Source organism: Flavobacterium sp. GCM10022190, from assembly GCF_042656445.1.
GTDB classification, from domain to species: domain Bacteria; phylum Bacteroidota; class Bacteroidia; order Flavobacteriales; family Flavobacteriaceae; genus Flavobacterium; species Flavobacterium nitratireducens.
Window position 1 is genome coordinate 17,132 of the sequence record NZ_JBHSOQ010000007.1, and the last position, 25,427, is coordinate 42,558.

General features: G+C 31.7%; 25 protein-coding genes. 7 read left to right on the forward strand and 18 right to left on the reverse strand.

What is annotated here, in order from left to right:
• Positions 1 to 104: 104 nt before the first annotated feature.
• The gene (locus tag ACFPTQ_RS15845) at positions 105 to 1,106 is read left to right on the forward strand and encodes a hypothetical protein (protein ID WP_379778902.1); all 1,002 of its coding nucleotides are present in this window, start codon (positions 105 to 107) and stop codon (positions 1,104 to 1,106) included.
• A gap of 55 nt (positions 1,107 to 1,161) precedes the next feature.
• Here ACFPTQ_RS15845 and ACFPTQ_RS15850 read toward each other — a convergent pair whose 3' ends face one another.
• Positions 1,162 to 1,635: a helix-turn-helix domain-containing protein gene (locus tag ACFPTQ_RS15850; protein WP_379778905.1), complete on the reverse strand. Its 474-nt coding sequence runs from the start codon at positions 1,633 to 1,635 to the stop codon at positions 1,162 to 1,164.
• Between the two features lie 314 nt (positions 1,636 to 1,949).
• On the opposite strand from ACFPTQ_RS15850, the gene ACFPTQ_RS15855 reads away from it, so the two are divergent.
• From ACFPTQ_RS15855 to ACFPTQ_RS15870, 4 genes are all read left to right on the forward strand, one after another.
• Positions 1,950 to 3,104 carry a M14 family metallopeptidase gene (locus ACFPTQ_RS15855; protein WP_379778908.1) on the forward strand — a complete coding sequence of 385 codons (1,155 nt, stop codon included), beginning with the start codon at positions 1,950 to 1,952 and terminating at the stop codon, positions 3,102 to 3,104.
• Positions 3,105 to 3,180: 76 nt separating this feature from the next.
• Positions 3,181 to 3,660, forward strand: a complete 480-nt coding sequence (locus tag ACFPTQ_RS15860; protein WP_278035731.1) for an Lrp/AsnC family transcriptional regulator — start codon at positions 3,181 to 3,183, stop codon at positions 3,658 to 3,660.
• Positions 3,661 to 3,770: 110 nt separating this feature from the next.
• Complete coding sequence (locus ACFPTQ_RS15865) at positions 3,771 to 6,356, forward strand: phosphoenolpyruvate carboxylase (RefSeq protein WP_379778912.1); 2,586 nt, start codon at positions 3,771 to 3,773, stop codon at positions 6,354 to 6,356.
• 10 nt (positions 6,357 to 6,366) lie between these two features.
• Positions 6,367 to 6,882, forward strand: coding sequence for a DinB family protein (locus tag ACFPTQ_RS15870; protein ID WP_379778915.1), 516 nt, complete (start codon positions 6,367 to 6,369; stop codon positions 6,880 to 6,882).
• On the opposite strand, the gene ACFPTQ_RS15875 is transcribed toward ACFPTQ_RS15870, so the two are convergent.
• The 9 genes from ACFPTQ_RS15875 to aroB all read right to left on the reverse strand — a co-directional run bounded on the left by ACFPTQ_RS15875 (position 6,877) and on the right by aroB (position 15,147).
• Positions 6,877 to 7,359 carry a DNA-deoxyinosine glycosylase gene (locus ACFPTQ_RS15875; protein ID WP_379778918.1) on the reverse strand — a complete coding sequence of 161 codons (483 nt, stop codon included), beginning with the start codon at positions 7,357 to 7,359 and terminating at the stop codon, positions 6,877 to 6,879. The genes ACFPTQ_RS15870 and ACFPTQ_RS15875 overlap by 6 nt on opposite strands.
• 149 nt (positions 7,360 to 7,508) lie before the next feature.
• Complete coding sequence (locus ACFPTQ_RS15880; RefSeq protein ID WP_379778921.1) at positions 7,509 to 8,243, reverse strand: hypothetical protein; 735 nt, start codon at positions 8,241 to 8,243, stop codon at positions 7,509 to 7,511.
• 22 nt (positions 8,244 to 8,265) lie between these two features.
• The gene (locus ACFPTQ_RS15885; protein ID WP_379778923.1) at positions 8,266 to 8,517 is read right to left on the reverse strand and encodes a hypothetical protein; all 252 of its coding nucleotides are present in this window, start codon (positions 8,515 to 8,517) and stop codon (positions 8,266 to 8,268) included.
• Positions 8,518 to 8,706: 189 nt separating this feature from the next.
• On the reverse strand, positions 8,707 to 10,821 hold the full coding sequence (recQ, locus tag ACFPTQ_RS15890) for a DNA helicase RecQ (RefSeq protein ID WP_379778926.1): 2,115 nt from the start codon (positions 10,819 to 10,821) through the stop codon (positions 8,707 to 8,709).
• A gap of 86 nt (positions 10,822 to 10,907) precedes the next feature.
• Entirely contained in the window at positions 10,908 to 11,306 is a 399-nt protein-coding gene (locus ACFPTQ_RS15895) for a DNA primase (protein WP_278035726.1), read from the reverse strand.
• Between the two features lie 10 nt (positions 11,307 to 11,316).
• Positions 11,317 to 12,288, reverse strand: coding sequence for a deoxyhypusine synthase family protein (locus ACFPTQ_RS15900; RefSeq protein WP_341699455.1), 972 nt, complete (start codon positions 12,286 to 12,288; stop codon positions 11,317 to 11,319).
• A gap of 105 nt (positions 12,289 to 12,393) precedes the next feature.
• Positions 12,394 to 13,788 (reverse strand): arginine decarboxylase, encoded by a 1,395-nt coding sequence (locus ACFPTQ_RS15905; RefSeq protein WP_278035724.1) that lies wholly within the window; start codon positions 13,786 to 13,788, stop codon positions 12,394 to 12,396.
• 51 nt (positions 13,789 to 13,839) lie between these two features.
• Positions 13,840 to 14,019, reverse strand: a complete 180-nt coding sequence (locus ACFPTQ_RS15910) for a hypothetical protein (protein WP_278035723.1) — start codon at positions 14,017 to 14,019, stop codon at positions 13,840 to 13,842.
• 60 nt (positions 14,020 to 14,079) lie between these two features.
• Complete coding sequence (aroB, locus tag ACFPTQ_RS15915; protein WP_379778931.1) at positions 14,080 to 15,147, reverse strand: 3-dehydroquinate synthase; 1,068 nt, start codon at positions 15,145 to 15,147, stop codon at positions 14,080 to 14,082.
• A 93-nt stretch (positions 15,148 to 15,240) separates the two neighbouring features.
• Here aroB and ACFPTQ_RS15920 point away from each other — a divergent pair, with 93 nt between their 5' ends.
• On the forward strand, positions 15,241 to 16,410 hold the full coding sequence (locus tag ACFPTQ_RS15920; RefSeq protein ID WP_379778934.1) for a proline dehydrogenase family protein: 1,170 nt from the start codon (positions 15,241 to 15,243) through the stop codon (positions 16,408 to 16,410).
• A 69-nt stretch (positions 16,411 to 16,479) separates the two neighbouring features.
• On the opposite strand, the gene ACFPTQ_RS15925 is transcribed toward ACFPTQ_RS15920, so the two are convergent.
• Positions 16,480 to 16,893 (reverse strand): thiol-disulfide oxidoreductase DCC family protein, encoded by a 414-nt coding sequence (locus ACFPTQ_RS15925; RefSeq protein ID WP_379778937.1) that lies wholly within the window; start codon positions 16,891 to 16,893, stop codon positions 16,480 to 16,482.
• 138 nt (positions 16,894 to 17,031) lie between these two features.
• Positions 17,032 to 19,197, reverse strand: a complete 2,166-nt coding sequence (locus ACFPTQ_RS15930) for an endonuclease MutS2 (RefSeq protein WP_379778940.1) — start codon at positions 19,195 to 19,197, stop codon at positions 17,032 to 17,034.
• Positions 19,198 to 19,308: 111 nt separating this feature from the next.
• Here ACFPTQ_RS15930 and ung point away from each other — a divergent pair, with 111 nt between their 5' ends.
• On the forward strand, positions 19,309 to 19,980 hold the full coding sequence (gene ung / locus ACFPTQ_RS15935; protein ID WP_379778943.1) for a uracil-DNA glycosylase: 672 nt from the start codon (positions 19,309 to 19,311) through the stop codon (positions 19,978 to 19,980).
• A 21-nt stretch (positions 19,981 to 20,001) separates the two neighbouring features.
• On the opposite strand, the gene ACFPTQ_RS15940 is transcribed toward ung, so the two are convergent.
• The 6 genes from ACFPTQ_RS15940 to ACFPTQ_RS15965 form a co-directional block, all read right to left on the reverse strand.
• The gene (locus ACFPTQ_RS15940; RefSeq protein WP_379778946.1) at positions 20,002 to 20,523 is read right to left on the reverse strand and encodes a hypothetical protein; all 522 of its coding nucleotides are present in this window, start codon (positions 20,521 to 20,523) and stop codon (positions 20,002 to 20,004) included.
• An 11-nt stretch (positions 20,524 to 20,534) separates the two neighbouring features.
• Positions 20,535 to 21,137 (reverse strand): hypothetical protein, encoded by a 603-nt coding sequence (locus tag ACFPTQ_RS15945; RefSeq protein WP_379778949.1) that lies wholly within the window; start codon positions 21,135 to 21,137, stop codon positions 20,535 to 20,537.
• Between the two features lie 177 nt (positions 21,138 to 21,314).
• The gene (locus ACFPTQ_RS15950) at positions 21,315 to 21,692 is read right to left on the reverse strand and encodes a DUF4258 domain-containing protein (protein WP_379778952.1); all 378 of its coding nucleotides are present in this window, start codon (positions 21,690 to 21,692) and stop codon (positions 21,315 to 21,317) included.
• Positions 21,693 to 21,732: 40 nt separating this feature from the next.
• Positions 21,733 to 22,932, reverse strand: a complete 1,200-nt coding sequence (locus ACFPTQ_RS15955) for an alanine dehydrogenase (protein ID WP_379778954.1) — start codon at positions 22,930 to 22,932, stop codon at positions 21,733 to 21,735.
• 204 nt (positions 22,933 to 23,136) lie between these two features.
• Positions 23,137 to 23,544 (reverse strand): tRNA (adenosine(37)-N6)-threonylcarbamoyltransferase complex ATPase subunit type 1 TsaE, encoded by a 408-nt coding sequence (gene tsaE, locus ACFPTQ_RS15960; protein ID WP_278035715.1) that lies wholly within the window; start codon positions 23,542 to 23,544, stop codon positions 23,137 to 23,139.
• A gap of 83 nt (positions 23,545 to 23,627) precedes the next feature.
• Positions 23,628 to 25,181, reverse strand: a complete 1,554-nt coding sequence (locus ACFPTQ_RS15965) for a response regulator (RefSeq protein ID WP_379778957.1) — start codon at positions 25,179 to 25,181, stop codon at positions 23,628 to 23,630.
• Positions 25,182 to 25,427: the final 246 nt, after the last annotated feature.

The window sequence follows — 25,427 nt, forward strand, 5'->3', positions numbered from 1 at the left end:
AATATATTCGATGATTTATAGAAAATTATGAAGTAAAAATATCAATTTTTAAAACCGTGATTATTTCTTTCTCGTATTTAGAATAACACTTAAATATTTATTTTATGAAAAAATTATTTATCACTTTTGTTTTTATTGCGGCTTCATTAAGTTCATGTTCTAATGATGATGATTCAAAGATGGCTACAGAACTAATTCTAGTTACTTCAAGTAATACTTCTGGTAAAGTTAGTTATGTTGATTTATTAAAGACTCCTACAATGGTAACTTCCTTCGCTATTTCTTCATTAGATGCTGAAGGGATTTCTTATGATAGTAATTCAGATAATATCATTGTTGCTTCCAGAACTAATAATAGATTAGAAGCTTATTCTGGTGTGAAAAGCGCAGTTGTTTCAGGGGCTACAACTTTAAATTTGTCATTTAGTGGCTCAAATTTAGATTTTACAAATGCAAGAGAAACTGCAGTTTCTGGTGATATAGTAGTTGTGGCACAAGATCAATTAGCTTCTAATGGAATGACAAATAAATTGTTTGTTTATAAAAGAAATGCAATGGGATTTACACTATTAAATTCGTATACAACCGATTTTAAATTATGGGGAATCCATATTGAAGGTGGTGACTTATATGCGGTTGTTGATTTGACGTCAGATTTAGTTGTTTTTAAAGATTTTATGAATAATACTTCATCTACGATCTCGGCTACAAAACGAGTTAGTATTGAAGGTTTGGTTCGTACTCACGGAATTACTTATTCCACAAAAGATGATATGATGGTGCTTACTGATGTAGGTAGTGCAGCCTCTGATTCTGATGGAGGTTTGGTCTTCATTAAAAATTTCAAAACGGTTTTTGATGCTACTGCTAATATGGGAAAAATTGCACTTAGTAATCAATTACGCATTTATGGACCTAATTCTCAATTAGGAAATCCTGTAGACGTTGCTTATGACTATGTTAGTAAAACGGCTTATGTTGCAGAGCGTTTGAATGGAGGAGGAAAAGTTATAAGTTTTTTGATTCCTAAGGCTTCAGGAGATACTTCTCCGCTAGATGTAAGATCAGAAACTGGTGTTACTTCAATTTTTATTGTAAGAAAGTAAGAGTAGTTTTTATTTATTTTAAATAGTTTTGGATACTTTTCAAAAGTATTCAGAACTATTTTTTTTGGTATGGAATATAACTTTTAAAAGTTCCATCTTTGTAGAAAAAAACAATCTTTTCGATTGTATCATCAAAGAAGTCCGTTGGTAATTGTTCTTTATTTTCGTTTACAGTAGAACCTTTCGATTCATCAGATGAAGCGGTATTGGTTAAAATCGTATTCCTAATATCTTCCTTGTTTCTAAGCATATTTACAACGCTATTGTCTGAAGTTAATGCTGCATCCTTAGAGTCAGACTCTTTTTTAGGAAAATTCCCTTTTCCATTCAAAATCCAATATAAATCAATATCAGGATAAACCTCTAGAATTTTAAGAATAAAATCTAAACTAGGCTTGTTTCTTCCAGAGAGGAGGTGAGATAAACTCGAACGTTGCACCCCAATTTTATCAGCAAAAGCAGATGCATTAATGCTATAATAATCGAGTATTATTTCTAGTCTTTTAATAAAGTCATCTGTGTTTACCATTGTAAATAATGATTTAAAATCTGTTATTTACAAATGTAATCAAAAGTGAATGATTTAACAATATTACAGCTGTAAACAGCATGTTAATGTGTTTTTTATCTTTTTTTTACACTTTAAATAAAGGTTGTTAAAATATTGATTTTTATTATTTTGGTGTTAGTTTGTTGTGTTGATAACAAATGTCAATCATATAAAGGGTGAGCAAGGCAATGAAAGAGTTTATTGTGTTTACAATATTGAAATGATAAAAAAATATTTGTTTTACAAATGTTAAAATAAAGATGTTTACTTTTGTAAATCAAATATATTAGATTATGAATTTAGAGCAGTTGTTTCTTGATAATAAGGAAAAAACAATAGAGGGTAGGTATTTGACATTAGAGTCTATTGAGCCTATTTTAAATAGAATAAACACAAATAATCAATTGTCTGTTGTTGGACATTCAGTTCAAGGAAAGCCTATTTATAAGTATGTAATTGGTAAAGGAGCAACCAAGATTTATTTGTGGTCTCAGATGCATGGAAACGAAAGCACAACGACGAAAGCGCTGTTTGATTTTTTAAATCTTTTACATAGTGGTTCAGAATTGGCAACAAAATTTCTGGATCATTTCACTTTCTGTTGTTTGCCTATGCTGAATCCTGACGGTGCTAAGTTGTATACTCGTGCCAATGCAAATGAAGTAGACTTAAATAGAGATTCGCAAGATCTTAGCCAACCTGAAAGCAAAGTTTTAAGAGCTGTTTTTGAAGAGTTCAAGCCTGATTTTTGTTACAATCTACATGATCAACGAACTATTTTTGGTGTTGCTGATACAGGAAAACCAGCAACGGTTTCTTTCTTAGCGCCTTCCTATAATGATGAAAGAGAAATTAATAGTTCTAGGCAAAAGGCTATTAATGTAATTTCCGAAATGAATGATGTATTGCAGGAGTTGATACCGGGACAAGTAGGGCGTTTTGATGATTCGTTCAATATAAATTGTATTGGTGATACTTTTCAATATTTAGGAGTGCCTACTATTTTGTTTGAGGCTGGTCATTATCCAGGTGATTACCATAGAGAACATACGCGTAAATATATTTTTATAGCTCTAGTGTCGAGTTTTAACGCTATTGTCGAAAACGTTATAGTTGTTAATAGAACTGATAAATATTTGAATATTCCTCAAAATAAAGTCGTTTTTTATGATTTTATATACAAAAAAGTTCTAATAAATTATGATGGTAATGAAAAAATAACGAATTTTGCTGCACAGTATAAGGAAGAATTATTTGATGGGAAAATTAATTTCACCGCTTATATTGCTAAAATTGATGAATTAGATGGTTTCTTTGGTCATGAAGAATTTGATGCTGAAGGAGCCGTGTACACATCAGAGCAAGGAGAATATCCAAAAATAGGTCAAGAGGCTACTTTTTCATTAGGAAAAAAACATAAAATTCTTAATGGATTAATAAAAAATTAATTTTTTGTGCTACTTTATCATTTTTATGTATATTTTTATGCTTTAAAATGATAATAAATAATATAATTAAAGAAATATGAGTAAGTTCCGTTTAGATGAAGTAGATCATCAGATTTTAGACATGTTGATTGACAATACCAGAGTTCCGTTTACGGATATTGCAAAAAAATTATTAATTTCTGCTGGTACTGTGCATGTCAGAGTAAAAAAGATGGAAGATGCTGGTATTATCATGGGGTCATCTTTAGTGTTAGATTATGATAAACTTGGCTATTCTTTTATTGCTTACGTAGGTGTATTTTTAAATAATACTTCTCAAACTAAGTTTGTGTTAAAACGCATTAACGAAATTCCATTTGTAACCGTAGCTTCTGTAACTACTGGAAAATTTAATATTTTCTGTAAGATTAGAGCAAAAGACACTAAACATGCTAAAGATGTCATCTTTATGATTGACGATATTGATGGTGTTTACAGAACAGAAACTATGATTTCCCTTGAAGAGAGTATCAACGACAAGAAGCGTTTGATGCATACTATCTTCAAAAATATGTAATTGATACTTGATGTTATTTGAAAAATAATACCTCAAGTTGACTCTTGGGGTTATTTTTTTTGAAAATAAAACAAAGCACATAACAAACCATAATAATTTAAACCTAATTTATGTATACGCTCCCTAAAATAGAACGTTTTAACCAAAACGTTCTCTCTAAATACCATATTTACAACAGCGTTTTCATTACTTTACCTTTCGACTCTATAGATAATACAGGTGCTTTATTACCTTTATTCACAGAAGTTTGTGATACAGGTTATAAGAAAATGGAAACACCAAAGGAAATTTTTGAATTCTTCTCTAAAAAATATTTACACACTGATGTAGAGGCTGATAAAATTGATTTAATGTTTCGTTTTATTCAGTACATTGAGCGTCAAATTGTATTATTTGATGCTATTGAAGATGCCGCTTTTCCTATTGTAAATAATATGGAGGGACGAGGTTCTTTGCGTGATATTAAGGAGAAATCTGAGGCTAGAGGGAAGAATGAAGAACTAGCTGAATTTCTAGAAAATTTTAATGTTAGAACAGTTTTAACAGCTCACCCAACACAATTTTACCCAGGTCCCGTATTAGGAATTATTAACGATTTGACTGAGGCTATTCGTGAAAATAATTTGTTACGTATCAAACAGCTTTTGGCACAATTAGGAAAAACACCTTTTATCAATAATGAGAAGCCAAATCCTTATGATGAAGCAGTAAGCTTAATTTGGTATTTAGAAAATGTATTCTATAATACTGTTGGAGATTTAATGCATTATTTAGAAACCAATATCGCTCCAAATAACAATATTAAAAACCCGATTATTCAACTTGGTTTCTGGCCAGGAGGAGATAGAGACGGTAATCCGTTTGTAACGACTGATATTACGTTGAAAGTAGCTGATCGTTTAAGAACTTCTATTTTGAAATGTTACTATTTTGAAATGAGAAACTTAAAACGTAAGTTAACGTTCTCTGGAGTTGATGTTTTGGTAGCGGAGCTTGAAAATAAATTATATCGTTCGGTATTTTATTCTACAGGTGAAATTTTTATCTCTCTTGAAGAGTTTAAAACACAGTTGAATAAAATTAAAACGATCATTATAGAACAACATCAATCTTTGTATGTTGATGAATTAGAGGCACTTTTAATCAAAGTGAATTTATTTGGATTCCATTTTGCAACTTTGGATATTCGTCAAAACAGCAAAATTCATGATGCTGTATTTAGAGATATTTTTGATTTTTATCAAAATAACGGAAGCGAGGTTTTTCCTAAAAACTACTACGAATTATCGGAGGCTGAAAAATGTGAAGTTTTAACTAGTCTAAATGGAAATCTTAATCCAGCAGATTTTAAAAACGAGATGACTAAATCTACTATTGAGTCGATTTATGCTATTAAAAAGATTCAAGAAGGCAACGGTGAATTAGGAGCAAATCGATATATCATTAGTAATAATGAAAATGCAGTAAATGTTTTAGAAGCTTATGCATTATTTAGATTGAGTAATTGGGAAGATCCATCTGTTGATATTGTTCCTTTGTTTGAATCTGTTGATGATTTGCAAAATGCACATAATGTGATGGAGCAATTGTATACTAACCCAGTTTATGCCAAACATTTGGCTAATAGAGGAATGAAACAAACAATTATGCTTGGTTTCTCTGATGGTACAAAAGACGGCGGTTATTTAATGGCTAACTGGAGTATTTATCAGGCAAAAGAAAATCTTACTGCAATGTCCAGAAAATATGGAATTAAAGTAATATTCTTTGATGGACGTGGTGGACCACCTGCACGTGGAGGAGGAAAAACACATAAATTCTATGCTTCTTTAGGGCCAGAAATTGAAAATAAAGAAATTCAAGTAACGGTTCAAGGACAAACAATTAGTTCAAACTTTGGAACATTAGATTCTTGCCGTCATAATTTAGAGAACTTATTAAGTGCAGGTGTAACTAACCAAGTATTCAATAAGGATTTGAATAAATTATCAGATGATGATAAAGCGATTATGACGCATTTATCGGAATTAGGATACCAAAAGTATTTGAGTTTTAAAAACCACGATAAATTTATTCCGTACTTAGAGAAAATGAGTACGTTGAAATATTATGCAAAAACGAATATTGGTAGCCGACCTTCAAAAAGAAGTAAGTCTGAAAAATTAGATTTTAAAGATTTAAGAGCAATTCCTTTCGTAGGTTCTTGGAGTCAATTGAAGCAAAACGTACCTGGTTTCTATGGAGTAGGTTCGGCTTTAAAACATTTTGAAGAAACAGGACAGTGGGAAAAAGTTCAAGATTTATACAATCGTTCTTTATTCTTTAAAACCTTGTTAGAAAACAGTATGATGTCATTGGCTAAGTCATTCTTTCCATTGACAGCCTATATGAGAAATGATCCTGAATTTGGAGAATTCTGGCAAAATATTTACGATGAGTTCTTAGAAACTAAGCGTTTGTTGTTGAAGATAGCGGGTCATAAAGAATTGATGGAGAATTATCCTGACGGTATTGCTTCTATCCAAATTAGAGAGCGTATTGTGTTGCCATTATTGACAATCCAGCAATATGCTTTATTGAGAATCAATGAATTGAATAAAGAAGTAAATCCAGATGAAAAACTAATTAAGGTTTACGAAAAAATCGTAATGCGTTCTTTATTTGGTAATACAAATGCAAGTAGAAATTCAGCTTAAAAATTGAATTATGAAACGTACTGATGTTACAGAAAACGAATATTCAAAATTTAATGCTACTTACATACAAGCTGCAGGCGATGAAGATTTATATGAAGACTTAGAAATAAGTCTTCATGCTTTTATTCGTTTTGTTCAGGATATTCCAATGGATAAATTTGATTATCGTTATGCCGATGGCAAATGGACAATCAAAGAAATTATTCAGCATATAATTGATACGGAGCGTGTTTTTAGTTATCGTGCTTTACGAATTTCGAGAAACGACAAAACGCCTTTACCCGGCTTTGATGAAAATGAATTTGCATTGAATACCAATGCAAACGATAGACATTTGCAAAGTTTGTTGACGGAATTATCGATAGTTCGTCAGGGGACTTTGGCGCTTTTTAAGAGTTTTTCAGAAGAACAATTAAAAAGAATCGGAACTGCTTCGGATAATCAAATTTCAGTTCGTGCTATTGGTTTTATAATCATTGGACATTTAAAACACCATCAAACCGTTTTTCAAGAAAAATATTTATAAGTCTTTAAAGCAACTTGACCAAAATTTTAATTTGTTTTCAAAAGACATTGTATTAGCAGGACTAGTAGAAGGCATCACATAATAAGTGATGCCTTTTATTTGTCCGAAACTTTTTAGGAAGTATTTACTACTTTCCTTTCCGTTGAAAATGATAGTTCTAATTTGAGGGTACTCTTTGAATAAACTTTCAAAATCATTCGCTCGATGATTTTTGATATGAATATCCAAACTTCCTTTTCGTTCACAATTTTCCAATACATCCCAAATTCCAATTTTGTTATTTTTCAAAAGTTGAATTTTTTCTTCAAAAATGGAAGAAACCGGTAATTGGTCAAAAATCGTATAGATAATTTTCCAAAAATGATTTCGCGGATGCGCATAATATTCTTGTTTCTCCAAAGAAGCAATTCCAGGCATAGTGCCGAGGATAAGAATTTCAGTTTCATAGTCTATGAAAGGAGGAAAGGAGCGAATCATAATTACATTACATTTTCTTCTTTTTCAATTATGGCTAATCCCACTCTGATTTTTTCGTAACTCTTTTTTTTCTTTTACACACAAAAATCCGCCCAATCGGGCGGAGTTGCGTTTATTTCTTTTTTCTTTTTGCTAAAAACTGGTGTTTTTTATAATCTGTTTACTTGAATGGGTTTTCTATATATTTCTATTTCATCACTAAACCCAATTTTTTTTAATAAAAGCTTACCAAGTGTTGTTATTCTAATATATCTTGTCTCAGGTTTACCTGTTATCCTGTCAATAATAGGCTGTCCATTTTTATCCAATCTGAAGATATGATTAATTAACCCTAGTCTATCTAAATGTTCAGTATAACTCTCTTTCATAATGTAATTTACAAATTCTTTTTCGTCTTTATGAGAATATTTGTTAACCCCATTTAAAAGGTTTTTATGTTTTTCTCTGAATTCTTCATCCCCTTCAATTGTAGGATGTAGATGGTATCTTAATAATATTACTTCAATATCATTCAACTCATTTAATATTTTTAACAACTGTTTGGACTGTATCATATCAAGCTCTTCCTCCTCAATTCCATTGGCAATTATATTAATGATATATTCTCTCCTTTCGTCAGACATTATCCTGGCTGACATATAACAACTCTCCTCAATTAAATCTATAAACTGTTCATTTTCTACCAATTTATTTAATTTTTCTAAAGGAATTGAAGATAATCTTTCATCAAGCTGTTTTACATACTTAGCTATCCTATCTATTCTTTGATTTGGAATTACATTTCCAATAATTTCACCTAAAAAGCCTAATTCCGGAAAAATTATACTTGATGCAATTTTGCTTAATGCAACAGCATAGTCTGTTTTATTGTTTCCTAATTCCATAAACTTCACTTATTAATTAATATCAATCATTCTCTTCAAATCTATTTTGAATAACTTCTTCAGCTACTATTGAGTTTTTATGGATTTTACTAAAATCTCTTAATCTTCTAAGGAAAGTAGTTTTTTTAATCAAAGCTAGTTTGAAATATAAAACAGGAAGGTTATCCTCTTTAATCGGACCATATTGAAATTTCATTAATTCATTGTCCTTAAAACAATTCATAAAATGGAATAATTCCTCAATTTTATCTGCTTTTATTTTGAATATTATCATGGAGTAATTTTTTCTTCCCCCAAACATACAAAATAATTCTTACACCACACTCGGATTCATTTTGGTATAACTTAGATAAGCGTTAACTAAATCCATTAAGTCACTACGATAAATGAAATACTTAAACGCAACCAAACAAGTTCATCGAATACAATGACTCATTAAAAGGAGGAAAGGAGCGAATCATAATTACATTACATTCTCTTCTTTTTCAATTATGGCTAATCCCACTCGGATTTTTTCGTAACTCATTTTTTCTTCAAAATAATCAAAATAGGGTTTCAATGCTGTTGGTTTTTCTAATTGAATAGCAGCTGCTGAAATTAGAGCAACTTCTTCATTAGAAACAAATTGGTTTAAGTCTATTGTAGCACCGTCTGAATATAATTTTGCTAAATGCGAAATAATAGTGCTAACACCTAATTTTCTTTTTTCGGCGATTGCTTCTACTGTTAATCCTTCTTGATATAAAGCAAATGTTTCTTTATAAGTGTTTGATCCTTTCTTTGGTTTTACTTTTTTGTCCTTATGAAATGAAATGATGGTTTTAATAAAAGCATCACCATATTTTTCCAATTTGGCTTTTCCAACTCCGTCAATTGCAATCAATTCTTCCTCACTCATAGGACGATTGATTTCCATTTGGCGTAAAGTCGAATCGCTAAAAATGACATAGGCAGGAACCTCTTCTTCTTGGGCAATTTCATAACGTAATTTGCGTAAGCTTTCAAATAGTGAATTCTTTACCTTTTTTGTTTTGTTAGTCTCTTGTTCGGCTTGTTTTGGAACTGACTTTTTAATAGTATTGAGTTGGACTTTTTCGTTTTCGAATAACACTTTTTTAGCTAAGGGAGTCAAACGAATTTTATTTTGCTGATGAAAGGCAATTTCGCAATAACCAAGATTAATTAATTGAATTAGGTATTGGTTCCAGTCTTGCCAAGAAGTTTCTATTCCAACGCCGTATGTTTTTAAATTTTGATATTCTTTTTCGTAGATGTAAGCATTTTTAGATCCTCTTAAAAAATCAATAATTACCGGTAGCGGTTCGGATTCTTTAAGTCGAATAATTGCTGACAAGGCTTTCTGCGCTAAAATAGTTCCATCAAAAAAGGCTGGTGGATTTTTACATATGTCGCAATTGCCACAATTTCCGGAAACAATTTCACCAAAATAAGAAAGTAAAATTTTGCGTCTGCAACTCAATGCGTCAGCATATTGTTTCATTCTTTCGAGTTTGGCCAACTGGATTTCAGTATTTTGACCTTGTGAAGCAAATTTTTGCAGTTGAATCAAATCGCCATAACTTTCGAATAATATAGTTTCAGAAGGCAAACCATCACGACCGGCTCGTCCTATTTCCTGATAATAACCTTCAATGTTTTTTGGTAAATTATAATGAATGACCCAACGAACATTCGATTTGTCAATTCCCATACCAAAGGCGATAGTTGCACAAACCACTTGGCATTTGTCATTAATAAATTGATCTTGTGTTATGGAACGAAGTTCTGTTTCTAAGCCTGCATGATAAGCTTTTGCTGTAATACCTGCTTTGGTTAGTTTTTCAGCAAGCTCTTCGGTTGTTTTTCGACTCAAACAATAAATAATTCCCGATTCATTTGCTTTAGATTCAATGAAATCGATAATTTGTTTAACTCTGTCCAAAGCTGGACGAACTTCTAAACTGAGGTTTTTTCTATCGAAGGATGAAATAAAAACAGCTGGATTTTTTAAATTTAGTTGGTTGCTAATGTCTTCACGAGTAGCTTTATCGGCTGTTGCTGTTAAAGCAAGAATAGGAGTGGAAGGGAAGCGGTTTTTTAGATAACCCAAATTGGTATAAGCAGGTCTAAAATCGTGTCCCCATGACGAAATACAATGGGCTTCGTCTATTGCAATTAGACTTATTTCAATCAGAGTAAACGTATTCTCCAGATAAGATAAACTCTCGGGAGCAACGTATACTAGCTTGATTTTTTTGTCAATAATATTTTGAATATGGTTTTGTTGTTCTGTTTCAGATTGAGTACTGTTAATATAACAGGCGCTAATTCCGTTTGCTTTCAAGCTATCTACTTGATCTTTCATTAAAGCGATTAATGGCGAAATTACAATAGTGATTCCTGGAAATAATAGTGCTGGCAATTGGAAACAAATGGATTTTCCTCCACCTGTTGGCATGATAGCTAATGTATCTTGTCTTCTTAGAATAGTATTGATTATTTCCTCTTGATTGGTTCTGAATTTTTCAAATCCGAAATTTTCCTTAAGACAAGAATGTAGTATTTGAGAACTAATCATTATTTGAAATTGTTAAAACTTGGTTGTGGTAGTCGATAAAAAAAGGAACCCAGTTTAGAGTTCCTTTTTTTTTATTTTTTTATGAATTAATCTTCGTCATCCTCATCGTCATCATCTGCGATATCTTTGTCGTCACCATCTTCATCATCTTCGTCAAGTTCTGGTTTATCGCTATCATCATCGTCATCATCGTCGTCACTAATATCGTCATCCAAATCTAAACCTTTGATTGGTGCAATAGGTTCAATTACATCGTCAATATCATCGTCTTCGTCAAAATTCTCAATTCTATCAGCAAGTTTAGTACTCACTTTTACTAGGTAGATTGTGTCTTCAGTACGAACTTCAACAGCCTCAACTAATTCGTTTTTTGCATTTTTAAAACGGATGATATCTTCGTCGTCATATCCATCAGGAAATTTTTCAACCAATAAGTTTAAAATTTCGTTTGTTAATTTAGCATACTCAACAATAACTCTTCTCATAAAAATGGTATTATAAATCTAATAAATAAGCAAAAATTAATGGCGCTACAATGGTAGCATCTGATTCAATAATAAACTTAGGTGTATTGATGTCTAATTTACCCCAAGTGATTTTTTCATTTGGAACTGCTCCAGAATACGAACCGTAACTAGTAGTTGAATCTGAAATTTGACAGAAATAGCTCCAGAAAGGGACATCGTGCATTTCCATATCTTGGTACAACATAGGAACTACACAAATAGGAAAGTCTCCTGCAATACCTCCTCCAATTTGGAAGAAACCTATTCCGTTTTCACAATTTTTTGTATACCAATCTGCTAAGAAAGTCATGTATTCGATACCTGATTTCATAGTTGAAGCTTTTAATTCTCCTTTGATTACGTATGAAGCAAAAATATTACCCATTGTGCTATCTTCCCATCCTGGTACAATAATAGGTAAATTTTTCTCCGCAGCAGCATACATCCAGCTGTCTTTTAAGTCAATTTCGTAATATTCTTCCAATACTCCAGAAAGCAACATTTTGTACATGAATTCATGAGGAAAATAACGTTCTCCTTTATCATCTGCATCTTTCCATATTTTGTAGATGTGTTTTTGTAATCTACGGAAAGCTTCGTGTTCTGGAATACAAGTGTCAGTTACACGGTTTAAACCACGCTCTAATAAATCCCATTCGTCTTGTGGCGTTAAATCACGGTAGTGAGGTACTCTTTCGTAGTGTGAGTGCGCTACTAAGTTCATGATATCTTCTTCAAGATTAGCTCCTGTACAAGAAATGATTTGAACTTTATCTTGACGAATAACTTCTGCAAATATTTTTCCAATTTCAGCTGTACTCATTGCTCCAGCCATACTCACTAACATTTTAGAACCTTTGGCTAATTGTTCTTCGTATGCTTTTGCTGCATCAACTAATGCTGCCGAATTGAAATGTAAATAATGTTTTTCAATAAATTGACTGATAGGTCCTTTACTCATTTTTTGGGATTTAAATCTTTAGTAAATTGATCATATTTTGAATCTATACGGTTCAAATATAATGAAATTATATATCTACTAAATGTGTATTTGATTAATTATTTTTTATTTATAACCTAAAATTTTTAATACTTCTTCAGAGGTTTGTTGCTCTGAAAAAACTTCAGTTGCCAGTATACCATTTTCATCTCTATCTATCAGAATATGTTTAGGTTGTGGAATTAAGCAGTGGTGTAAACCTCCGTATCCACCAATGGTTTCTTGATAAGCTCCTGTATTAAAAAATCCTATATATAATGGTTTTTCTTTATTGTATTTTGGTAAATAAATCGCATTCATGTTTTGCTCTGAATTGTAATAATCATCGCTATCACAAGTTAATCCACCTAAAAGTACTCTTTCGTAGGTGTCATTCCAGCGATTTACAGCTAACATGATAAAGCGTTTATTAATAGCCCAAGTATCAGGTAAAGTAGTAATGAATGAAGAGTCAATCATGTTCCACTTCTCTCTGTCATTTTGTTGTTTTTGATACAATACTTGGTAGATTGCACCCCCGCTTTCTCCAACAGTAAAAGATCCAAATTCTGTAAAGATATGAGGAACATCTACTTCGGCTTCATCACAAGCAATTTTGATTTGATTTATGATTTCGTCAATCATATATTGGTAATCATATTCAAAAGCTAATGAATTTTTGATAGGGAAACCACCACCAATGTTCAGTCCATCAAGACTAGGACATTCTCGTTTAAGTGCTATATATACTTTGATACATTTTACTAATTCGTTCCAGTAATATGCAGTATCATTGATACCTGTATTAATGAAAAAGTGAAGCATTTTTAATTCAAGATTGTTATTTTCCTGAATTTGCTTTTTGTAGAAATTGACAATGTTTTTGTAACCAATTCCTAAACGAGAAGTATAGAACTCAAATTTAGGTTCTTCCTCTGCAGCGATACGAATTCCAATTTTGAATTTTCCTTTGATTTCTGCCTGAAGCAAGTCTAATTCTTCGTAGTTATCAATAATTGGAATAGTGTTTTTATGTCCGTTATTGATTAATCTAGCAATATTGGTAATGTATTCATCTCTTTTAAAACCATTACAAATTACATAAGTACTTTTGTTGATTTTACCATTTTCTAATAAATTCTCAACTATATTAATGTCGAAAGCTGATGAAGTTTCAACGTGAATATTGTTTTTGAAAGCTTCATTCATAATGAATTCAAAATGAGAGCTTTTAGTGCAATAGCAATAGTAATATTTCCCTTCATACTTGTTTTTCTCCATCGCTTTACGAAACCAGCTTTTAGCTTTACTGATATTGTTAGAGATTTGAGGTAGGTAAGTAAACTTTAAAGGAGTACCATATTTTTCAACCAATTTCATTAAGTCGATATTGTGAAATAATAGGTTATCCTTGTTTAGTTTGAATTCTTCCTGAGGGAAATAGTATGTTTGATTGATTAGATCAGAATATTTAGTGTTCATTTTTTTAGGTATTTGTATTATTATAGTTTAAAAAATGTATCAAACTATAATTCAAACCCTAATATTAGCATAAGTAATCTGAAGTTTTTCATTTTCAGAAGTCAAGATTTGAAAAAGATCAAAAATAAAATGTCCCACAACAGTATTAAAACGCTTCAACATTCTTTTGAAAGAACGATTGTTAACGCTCGAATTAGAGTTGTAATTTCTTTGTTTTTGATCTTTTTTCATTGCGGCAAATGTAAAAAATAAATTATAAGCGATGCAATCCTTTTTTATAAAAATATATACTTAAAATTTGTAATCTTCAAAGGCTTTAAGTATCAATTCGTTCTCAACTTCTTGGTTAATAATAATCTTACCAATACCATCAATTAAAGCAAACTGGATACTTCCGTACTCATTCTTTTTATCGTGCTTAAGTAATTCAAGAATAGGTTCGATATCTGCTTCTTCAAAAACAATATCTTCGTAAATAGATTTTAAAACGGTTTTAATCTGGATATATTCTTGTTCAGAAATAAGTCCTTTGTGTAAGGAGATATAGCTTTCCATAATCATTCCAGCAGCGATAGCTTCTCCGTGAAGTAATGTGGTTTTGTCCGGATTGATTAAAAAATACCCTTCAATTGCATGTCCCAATGTATGACCAAAATTCAATGCTTTTCGAATATTTTTTTCGGTTGGATCTTGCATTACAATTTCATTCTTGATTACAACAGATTTATGGATTAATTCATCCAATGTGTTAAAATCAATTGTTGAAATGTCTAAAAATTCCTCCCAGTATTTTTTATCGTAAATTAAACCGTGTTTTAACATTTCAGCAAGTCCAGAACGCATTTCGTTTTGTGGTACTGTTTCTAAAAATTGGGTATCAATTAAAACCATACTAGGAACATTAATAATCCCAATTTGGTTTTTCAAATTACCTAAATCTACACCATTTTTTCCGCCCACCGAAGCATCGACCATAGATAGCAAAGTAGTAGGGATATTGATAAAATCGACCCCTCTTTTAAAAGTACAAGCAACAAATCCGCCAAGGTCGGTTACAACACCACCTCCCAAATTTAATACTAAACTTTTACGATCACCTCCAAGTTCTGTAAGTACTTTCCAGATTTCAATACAGGTTTCAATGTTTTTATTTTCTTCACCTGCTTCAAATTCAATAATTTCTACATTTAAATCGGTTTCAATATTAGGAAGTAGTTTCGGTAAACAATATTCATTGGTATTGCTGTCAACGATGATAAATATAGAAGAGTATTTATTTTCAGAAAGATGTTTGTTTAAAGCCTCGTATGCTTTTTCATTAAAATGGACAGGGTAGTTGTTGGCTTGAATTGTTTGCATCGTGATTAATTAATTTGAATTGCAAAATAAGGCAATTTCTAGTAAATAGTATTCAAAACTGTGCCTATATTTGCTACAAATTTTAAACATTCTATGAAAAAAATATTTAAAAATACAGAAATTGCTTTTGCTTTAAAGAGTGATACCGAATTAGACAGAGCCTATTTTCTTTTCAAGATGATATCAAGTCAGCCATTAGTGCGCATTGGGACTGCGGTTACTAATTTTGCTCTGAAAGTTCACCTTCCAGTTGAAAAATTAATTCGAGCTAGCGTTTTTGATCATTTTTGTGGTGGTGTTAATGAAGAGGATTGTCTTTCAGTAGTAGACAAAATGTACACAAAAGGAGTTTCTTCAGTACTAGACTATTCTGTGGAAGGAAAAGAGGAAGAAGATCAGTTTGAAGCCGCTCTAAAAATGACTTTGCGAACTATTGATTTTGCTCAAGAACGTCAGGCTATTCCTTTTGCAGTTTTTAAACCTACTGGAATCGGGAGAATAGACTTGTATGAAAAAGTAGGTGCTAAGATAGAACTCACTGCTGACGAAAAAGCCGAATGGGAACGAGTGGTTGCTCGTTTTGATCAAATTTGCAGTGAAGCTCATAAAAAAGACGTTGCTTTATTGATTGATGCTGAAGAAAGTTGGATGCAGAATGCAGCTGATGATTTGGTTGCTAATATGATGCGTAAATACAATAAAGAAAAAGCAATTGTTTATAATACACTTCAAATGTATCGTTGGGATCGATTGGATTATTTGAAAAAATTGCATGAAGAGGCTAAACAAGAAGGATTCCATATTGGGATGAAAATTGTTCGTGGTGCTTACATGGAAAAAGAAAATGACCGAGCTGTTGAAAAAGGATACAAATCACCAATTTGTCCTTCTAAAGAAGCTACAGATATTAATTATGATACTGCAATTGTTTATATGATGGAGCATATTAATGAAATGGCCATTTTTGCAGGAACACATAATGAAGAAAGTACGTATTATTTAATGCAATTGATGGAGGAAAAAGGTATCAGTGTAGATGATTCAAGGATCTTTTTTGGTCAATTGTATGGTATGAGTGATAATATTAGTTATAATTTGGCCTATAACGGTTTTAATGTTGCTAAATATTTGCCTTTTGGTCCTGTAAAAGATGTGATGCCTTATTTGATTAGACGAGCTGAAGAAAACACTTCTGTTGCTGGTCAAACAAGTCGTGAATTGAAAATGTTAAAAAAAGAGCGTAAAAGAAGAAAGAACGCTTAATTTCGATAGAAGTTTTAAAAGAAAAGGTGTCAAAATCATTCGTTTTGATACCTTTTTTATTGGAGAGAATTATAGAAATTTCGCTTTCAATTCAGGTGTTGGAATCATACAATGTTCTTTTTTACCGTACCATTTATATCGGTTTTTAGCGATATAAACGTAAATATTATCCCGAAGTGTTTTTGGGAAAATTTTAAAAAGATTTAAAAGTGAATATATCGAATTGAATTCAGATGCAATTTTCAAAACAGCATCCGATTTTAAATAATAGGCAATTCCTGGTTCATACAGAATGATACTATCTACTTTCTTTGTATCTACACCAATATAAATGCAAATTTCCAGACCTAATTCAGATTGTAAAGTCACAAATCGAAATACATCTTTTTTGTCTCTTTCAATGATGTATTGCACCGCCGAATTACACAGGTTACAGACGCCGTCAAAAAGGATTATTTTTTTGTTTTTAGGAAGGTTTTGCATTGGTTGTATAATTAATAGGAATGAAGCAACCTCATAAAGTTTTGCATTTCTAAATTTTTAAATACTAGAGTTATTTGTTTTAGTGTGATTGCTTCGTTCCTCGTAATGACTCTGCTAACTGAAAACTGAGACTGAAAACTACTTTTTAACTGCTTCCACCAAATCCAATTCCTCCAAATTCACCTTAGAAGTAAATAAACCATAATTAACAACAGCTTTGTTTTTTTCAATTTTATCAATACTTCCCACGGCTTTTCCGTCCAGCATACGCACGCGATCGCCCACTTTTAAAATAGGTTTTGGTTTTTCAATAACAGGTTTTAGTTTTTTCTCTTTCTTTTCTTTTCTGATTTCTTCGACCTGAACTTTTACTTCTTCGATGATTTCTTTTTTCTTGGCAACTATGGCTTTGGTTTCTTTTGGAGTCGCTTTTTTACGCTTCGAATTTTCAATTTCTACAATTTTTAAAAATTCGCCAATCAATTCTTTTTTGTTCTTGTTGTTGAAATAACGTTCGGCCAAATCATCAATTTTTTGTCCAATATAAATGGCTTTTTGATTGCTATCGTACAATTCCTGATAGCTTTCCAGTTTTTGCTTGATTTTGGTATTGATAGATTCCATTTTTTTACCTTCCTCACGCGCACGAATTTCTTCTTCTTTTAGAATTTGAGATGTTTTTTCGAGTTTAGAACGTTCTTTTTGCAAATTGGCAATGGTTTTATCAAAACGCACTTTACCCACTTCAATTTTCTTTTTCGCACGATTAATTAAACCAAAAGGAATTCCGTTTTTCTGCGCTACTTCAAAAGTAAAGGAACTACCAGCCTGACCTAAAGCCAATTTGTACATGGGTTCTAATGATTTTTCATCAAACATCATGTTGGCATTAGTGGCAAAAGGCAATTCATTTGCTAATATTTTCAAATTGGCATAATGCGTTGTAATGATACCAAAAGCTTCACGATGATAGAATTCTTCCAAGAAAATCTCCGCCAAAGCACCGCCTAATTCGGGATCAGAACCAGTACCGAATTCGTCAATCAAAAACATGGTTCTGCTATTGCACTTCTTTAGGAAATAGTTCATGTTTTTTAATCGGTAACTATAGGTACTTAGGTGATTTTCAATAGATTGATTATCTCCGATATCCGTTAGGATTCGGTCGAATAAAAAGGTTTCTGAACGTTCGTGAACTGGAATCAACATTCCTGACTGTAACATCAATTGCAATAACCCAACTGTTTTTAAGGAGATTGTTTTTCCACCGGCATTCGGTCCGGAGATAACTATAATTCGGTTTTCCTGCTTTAATTCGATAGTTTGCGGATAAGTAACTTCGTTTTTTTGCTTATTTGTCAGATACAAAATTGGATGGAAAGCTTCTCTGAAATACAAACGACGTTCATCGGTAATCGTTGGTAAAAGTCCGTTGATTTTATTAGCATATTTTGCTTTAGCTGCAATTACATCAATATCACTCAAAAAGTCTTGATATTCTTTTAATAAAGGTAAAAAAGGACGAATAGCATTTGATAATTGCTTTAAAATTCGAGTAATTTCTTCTTTTTCCTCGTATTCTAAATTGCTTAATTCACGAGAATATTTTAAGGTCATTTCGGGTTCTATATAGGCAATACTACCTGTTTTAGAACTTCCTAAAATGGTACCTCTTACTTTTCTTCGGTACATAGAAAGAACCGCCAAAACGCGTCGATTTTGAACAAAACTTTCTTTGATATCGTCCAGATAACCTAATCCATTATATTGTTGCAAAGCAATACCAAAACTCTGATTTACCTTGCCACGAACCATATTCATATTTCTTCGAATATCTAATAAAGTAGGAGAGGCATTGTCTTTTATTTCGCCATATTTATCTACAACAACATCAATCAGGCTCACAATTTCTTTAGTATACTCTACTCTTGAAGCTCTCGCATTGATATTTGGATAATAATCATCAAATTTTTTCAGGAAATTCAACATAAAATTCACTGTGGTAGAAAGTGTAGCTATTTTTCTAAAACTTCCTACTTCCAGAAAACTATCCTCAATAGCCAGGAATTTTAATTCATACGTTATCGCATCAAAACCGTGATTAGGAATCGCATTATTATTTTGAAAAGAAGAAACATATTCAGAGGTTTGCTTTAAAGCCTGCATTAAACTTTCCTTGTCTCTGAAAGGAGTAATTTGTAATGCTTTTTCTTTACCAATTTCGGTATTACAAATCTCGGAAATGGTTTCGAGAATGGTTGGAAATTGTAAATCTTGTAATGTTTTTTCGGTGATGGATATCATTTTGTAATCTGAGTTGTAAAGGGTCAAAGTTACAAAGTTTCGAAGTGAAATTCATTACTTTGTCATTGACTTTGCTAAAAACTTTACGAACTTTACCCGAAATTAATGCGTATGCAACTCAACTTATCTCCTGAATGGCAATCGGTTTTATCCGAAGAACTTCAAAAGCCCTATTTTAATGATTTATTACAAGAAGTAGAAAAGGAATACAATGAATTCACTTGTTTTCCGCCCAAGGATTTGATTTTTTCGGCTTTTAATTATTGCGATTTTTCCAATTTAAAATTGGTAATCATTGGGCAAGATCCGTATCATGGAGAAGGAGAGGCTAATGGGCTGTGTTTTTCGGTGAATGATGGCGTTAAAATTCCCCCATCATTGCGAAACATTTACAGAGAAATCAATGATGATTTGGATAATTTGCTGATGCCGGTTTCGGGAAATTTAGATCATTGGGCAAAACAAGGAGTTTTGTTGCTAAATGCATCGCTTACCGTGAGAAAAGACAAACCAAACAGCCATAAGCATTTAAAATGGAATCTGTTTACAGATGCGGTGATTCAGAAAATTTCAGATGAAAAAGAAAATATTGTCTTTTTACTTTGGGGTACTTTTGCACAAAAAAAAGGAAGCAAAATTGACCGTAATAAACATTTAGTTTTGGAGTCTGGACATCCATCGCCTATGAGTGCTAATCAGGGAAAATGGTTTGGTAATAAACATTTTAGTCAGGCAAATGACTATTTGAAATCAAAAAATAAAGCTGAAATCAATTGGGTTTAACGTAATAATTATTCTAGTAATTTATTGTAAAGCTTCCCATTCTTCTAGGGTTGCCAATGATTTTTGATATTCCATTACAACTTGCCATTTCGCATCATTTTTTACTAATAAAGCTTCAAAATGAATGTATTGTTTTGTTGTTTTTTGATTTGCGGTATTAGTTGATGTGAAGCAAAAAATTCCAGTTTCATGTGCGGTTGTTGCGCTTCCAATTCTCTGAGAAAATCTAAAAGCGACTGTGTCTTTTGTTTTTCCATTTTTGGTATCTAAAAATCCTTGTTTCCAGTGTTCAAGAGCTACAGTCATCGGTTCCGAGCGTTTATTATTGCCTATTGATACGACTAAAACAGCATTTTTATCACACAACGCTTCGTAACCTTCAAAATCACCGGTGTTAACTGTTCGAGCTATTTCATTCCAATAGGTTTGGTCTATTTCACTTATTCTAATTGAATCCTGTGTGGTTTTATTTTGACAGATTCCTTTGTTTGTAATCGAAAAAATAAGAAAAAGTAAGAATGAAAAATAAATTGTTTTTCTCATGTTTGTAACATTTAGTTAAATTTTAGAGTATGAAAAACAGGCTGTATTAATTCTTTTAAGGTTTGTTGGTCATTTGCTAAATAGAAATAATAGGCATCAGCAATATTATCTTTGTGTATTGCTACAATCAAACAATATTTGTACACTGTAGAAAATTCTTTTCCAGTTTCAACCATTGCCATTGCTCCCCAATCGGCATTAAATTCGGCTTTAATTGATTCAGGGCGATAAGTTGATGTTCTTGGAATTTTATCAAAAACACCTGAAACATTCATAGCAATAGCAAGGAATGAGGCTTGATACAATTCGTTCGGGTTCTTGTTTATTTCACCGGATTTTTTGCTTTTTTCTTTATCTAAGTAATTTTTCATCCTATCATCCAAGGGATGAATTGCAAATCTTATTTCAAATTCTTTTTCCTTATGTTTGATAGCAAAATCGTAATTCATCTGATTATTAGGAATAACTGCCGTTTCCAGATATTCTTTAGGCATTTCAAAATTCATTTTACTTTTCAATAATTTCTCTTGAAATCCAGTTGTGACTTTTTTGGTTGAAGCAGCCGTTAGAACAAACAAAAGTATTCCTATGCTTAGTAGCTTAGCTTTATTCATATTTATATTTTTTAATAAACAGTTTTGATAATTAGTTCTTTTTTTCAAATATAAATGAATTTTAGTTTATGTAGGTTTTTTTTTAAAAAAAAATATTATTTTAAAAATTTAGATAAAAAAAAAGCCTTTAAATTTCTATTGAAACCTAAAGGACCTATTTTTAATTTTTAAAAAAAATTACTTCTTGATAATGTTCATTAAAGTTGCTTTGTGTTCATCATTTTGTATTGTTAAAATGATTTCGACATCTTTTGTAGTTTTACCTTCAATTACATATATTTTTGATTTTTTACCAAAATCAGTATCACTCTTGTCAAAGTTAACATCACCAAATTCTAAAGTATTTTTGATATCGGTTGTGTCAATCCAAGTTTCAGCCAATATTTTTGAAGCTGCTTCAGAATATTCAAAAGGTTTGTTTCGGATATCATTTAATACTCTGGCATTTGGAAAATAATTGCATCGGGTATCTTTTCCACTATAAACAAGAGCAACAAAAAAGCAACCTATAACTAACCCCACTAAATAGTAGGCAAAACGTTGTACAAATTTCATGAATTCTATTTTTTTTGGGCAAAGGTAATTTAAAGTTTACTTAAAACACAATTAAATTGATGTCGTTGTTAGGTAAATCAAACCATTCGCCAATGGCTCTATTGGTTAAGATTCCGTGGTAGGTATAGACACCGTTTTTCAAACCTTTGTCGCATCGAATAGCGCTTTCAAGGCCGCCATCCTCGGCAATTTTTAGCAAATAAGGAGTAATAATATTGCTTATGGAAAGGGATGCTGTTTTAGAGTAACGGGAAGGAATATTAGGTACACAGTAGTGTAAAATATTATTTTTAATAAATGTTGGTTTTTCGTGTGTAGTAACTTCAGAGGTTTCAAAGCAACCACCCATATCGATACTGACATCTACAATTACAGCTCCTTTTTTCATGTGTTCAACCATTGTTTCAGTTACTACAATTGGACATCGTTCTAAACCACGAATAGCACCAATGGCAACATCGCAGCGTCTTAGTGCTTTCATTAAAGCCTTCGGTTGAATGGTTGAAGTAAAAATGCGTTCATTTAAACTGTTTTGAAGTCTTCTTAGTTTGGTTATGGAATTATCAAACACTTTTACATTGGCTCCTAATCCAATAGCTGCTCTTGCCGCAAATTCTCCAGCAGTTCCTGCACCCAATATTACAACTTCTGTAGGAGGTACTCCGGTGATATTTCCAAAGAGTAACCCTCTACCATTTGTACTGGCAATCATCAATTCGGAAGCAATTAATATGGAGGCCGTCCCAGCAATTTCACTTAATGATTTTACAACAGGATAAGTATCATCAACATCTTTTAGATATTCAAAAGCCAAAGCCGTAATTTTTTTCTTGGCTAATGCTTCAAAATATTCTTTTCTTTTTGTTTTTAATTGGATGGCCGAAAGTAAAATAGTTTGATTATTCATCAAATTGATTTCGGAAATCGTTGGTGGTTCTACTTTTAGAATCATTGGACAGCCAAAGACTTTTTGAGTATCTTTTGTAACTTCAGCTCCCGCTTCAGAATACTCTTTGTCTGAATAGCTTGCACTTTCTCCAGCCCCAGATTCAATCATAACTCGATGACCATGACTTACTAATGAACTTACAGCATCAGGTGTTAAGCAGATACGACGTTCTTGATAACTAGTTTCTTTAGGGATACCAATAAATAGTTCGCCTTTTTTTCTAGCTACTTCTAGTTTCTCTTCCTGAGGTAATAGCTGTTGTCTTGTAAATGGAGTTATAGATATTGACATCGTTTTCAGTACAATTAAAAAGTAAAATTACACAAAAAGATTAAAAAAATAAGCTTTATAATCTGATAAAAGTAGTAACCAAATTATTAATTAACATAAAGTTTTATTTTTATAAGCTTTGGCGTTTTTTATTAAGAAGTAAATTCGGAAAAAGAGATATGGTTTTTATTTTAAATCGTTGAAAATCAGGTTTTAAAAACAATATTAAACTAGTTTTAAAAGTCTTTTCCCGTCAGGAAGCACCTCTATAGTTATGCTGGAATGATTTTCCGGAATTAAATTAGCTATGTTTTCTGCCCATTCTATAAAACACCAATTTCCTGAATATAAATAATCATCTACACCCATGTCCAGTGCTTCAGTTTCTTTTTTAAGACGGTAAAAATCAAAATGATAAACTAGTTGATTATTAGCGGCTTCATATTCATTAACTAATGAAAAAGTAGGACTAGAAGTAGCATCAGTAACACCTAATGTTTTGCACAATTGTTTGATAAAGGTTGTCTTACCTGCACCCATTTCACCATTAAACAGAATTACTTTTTTTGGTTGCGCTGCCACAACTTGGACAGCTACATTGTTTATTTCTTCTAATGCAAAAGTGATTTCCATATTTTTAGTTTTAAAGTCCTTAGTCAAAAGTCTTTAGCCTTTAGTTTTTTAATTACTAATACTAATCACTAAGGACTAAAGTACTATTTAGGATTAAATATCAAACACGGAATAATCATTTCTTCAAGCGAAATACCTCCATGCTGATAGGTATTTTTATAATAACTCACATAATGATTGTAATTGTTAACATAAGCTAAGAATAAATCATTTTTTGCAAAAATAAAAGAACTGCTCATATTTATGGCTGGAAGACCAATTTTTTTAGGGTCTTTTGCAACATAAACATCTTTTTGTTCGTACGTAAGACTACGTCCTGTTTTATAACGAAGGTTTAAACTAGTGTTTTTGTCACCCACAACTTTCGATGGGTTTTTTACATTGATTGTTCCGTGATCTGTAGTCAAAATCAATTTGAAACCTAATTTTTGCGCTTGTTGAATGATTTCCAATAATGGAGAGTTTTTAAACCAACTTAGAGTTAAGGAACGATAGGCTTTATCATCTGGAGCTAATTCTTTTACGACATCCATTTCTGTTTTAGCATGCGAAAGCATATCAACAAAGTTGTATACAATTGCGACTAGATCATTGTCTTTTAACGCTCTAAAATTATCGAGAAGCTTTTTACCCGAAGCCATATTGGTAATTTTGAAATAATCAGATTTAATATCCAAATTCAATCGCTTTAATTGTGCTTCTAAAAATTCGGCTTCAAACAGGTTTTTACCACCTTCATCTGGATCGTTTTTCCATAAATCAGGATGTTTTTTCTCCATATCTATAGGCAACAATCCTGAAAAAATAGCATTTCGAGCATATTGTGTTGCTGTAGGCAATATAGAGTAGTAGGGAACTTCTTTTTCTAATTTATAATAATCGGCTACTACGCTTTCAAAAGCTTTCCATTGATCATATCTCAAGTTATCGATAACGATAAATAAAACTGGTTTCTCTTTTTTCTTCAATTCAGGAACTACTAGTTCCTTGAACAAGGTGTGTGATTGAATTGGAGCATCGGCTTTGGGTAAAAACCAATCTTCATAATTACGTTCTATGAATTTTCCAAACTGAGAATTTGCTTCTACTTTTTGAGATTCTAGAATTTCAATCATTCCTTGATCATTAATGTCTTCTAGTTGTAATTCCCAGAATAATAGTTTTTTGTACAATTCAATCCAATCTTCATAACTGTTGACCATTCCCATTTCCATGGCAATTTTTCTAAATTCCTTTTGGTAATCCAGTGTGGTTTTTTGAGAAATTAGTTTAGAGTTATCCAAGTTCTTTTTTAAACTCAACAAGATCTGATTAGGATTTACAGGTTTAATCAGATAATCAGCGATTTTTGCACCAATGGCTTCTTCCATGATGTATTCTTCCTCACTTTTAGTAATCATAATCATGGGAATGGCACTTTTTTTCTCTTTCATTTCCGAAAGGGTTTCTAAACCGCTCATTCCGGGCATGTTTTCATCAAGGAAAACAATATCGAAGTTCTCGTTTTCAAATATTTCAATGGCATCGAGTCCGTTGTTACAAGTAGTAACATGGTAGTTTTTTTTCTCTAAAAAAAGGATATGTGGTTTTAGATAATCAATTTCATCATCCACCCAAAGTATTTTAATTTGATCCATAATTGTAAATATAAAGATTTAGGATTTTATAGCTTTTTGAACGTTAAATTCGCTCGTACATTGTGCAAATTAGTCATTTTACAGCGGTTCAATTCCTAATTTTATGATAAATTTTCGTTCTTTAATTCGAAAACTTAATTTGATAATGATAGAGACTTACTATATTTATTAGTGAAATTTTTTAAATATAAAATAGCGGTTATTGGTGTTTATTTGTAAGAAAAAAACAAATTTCATTACAATTTA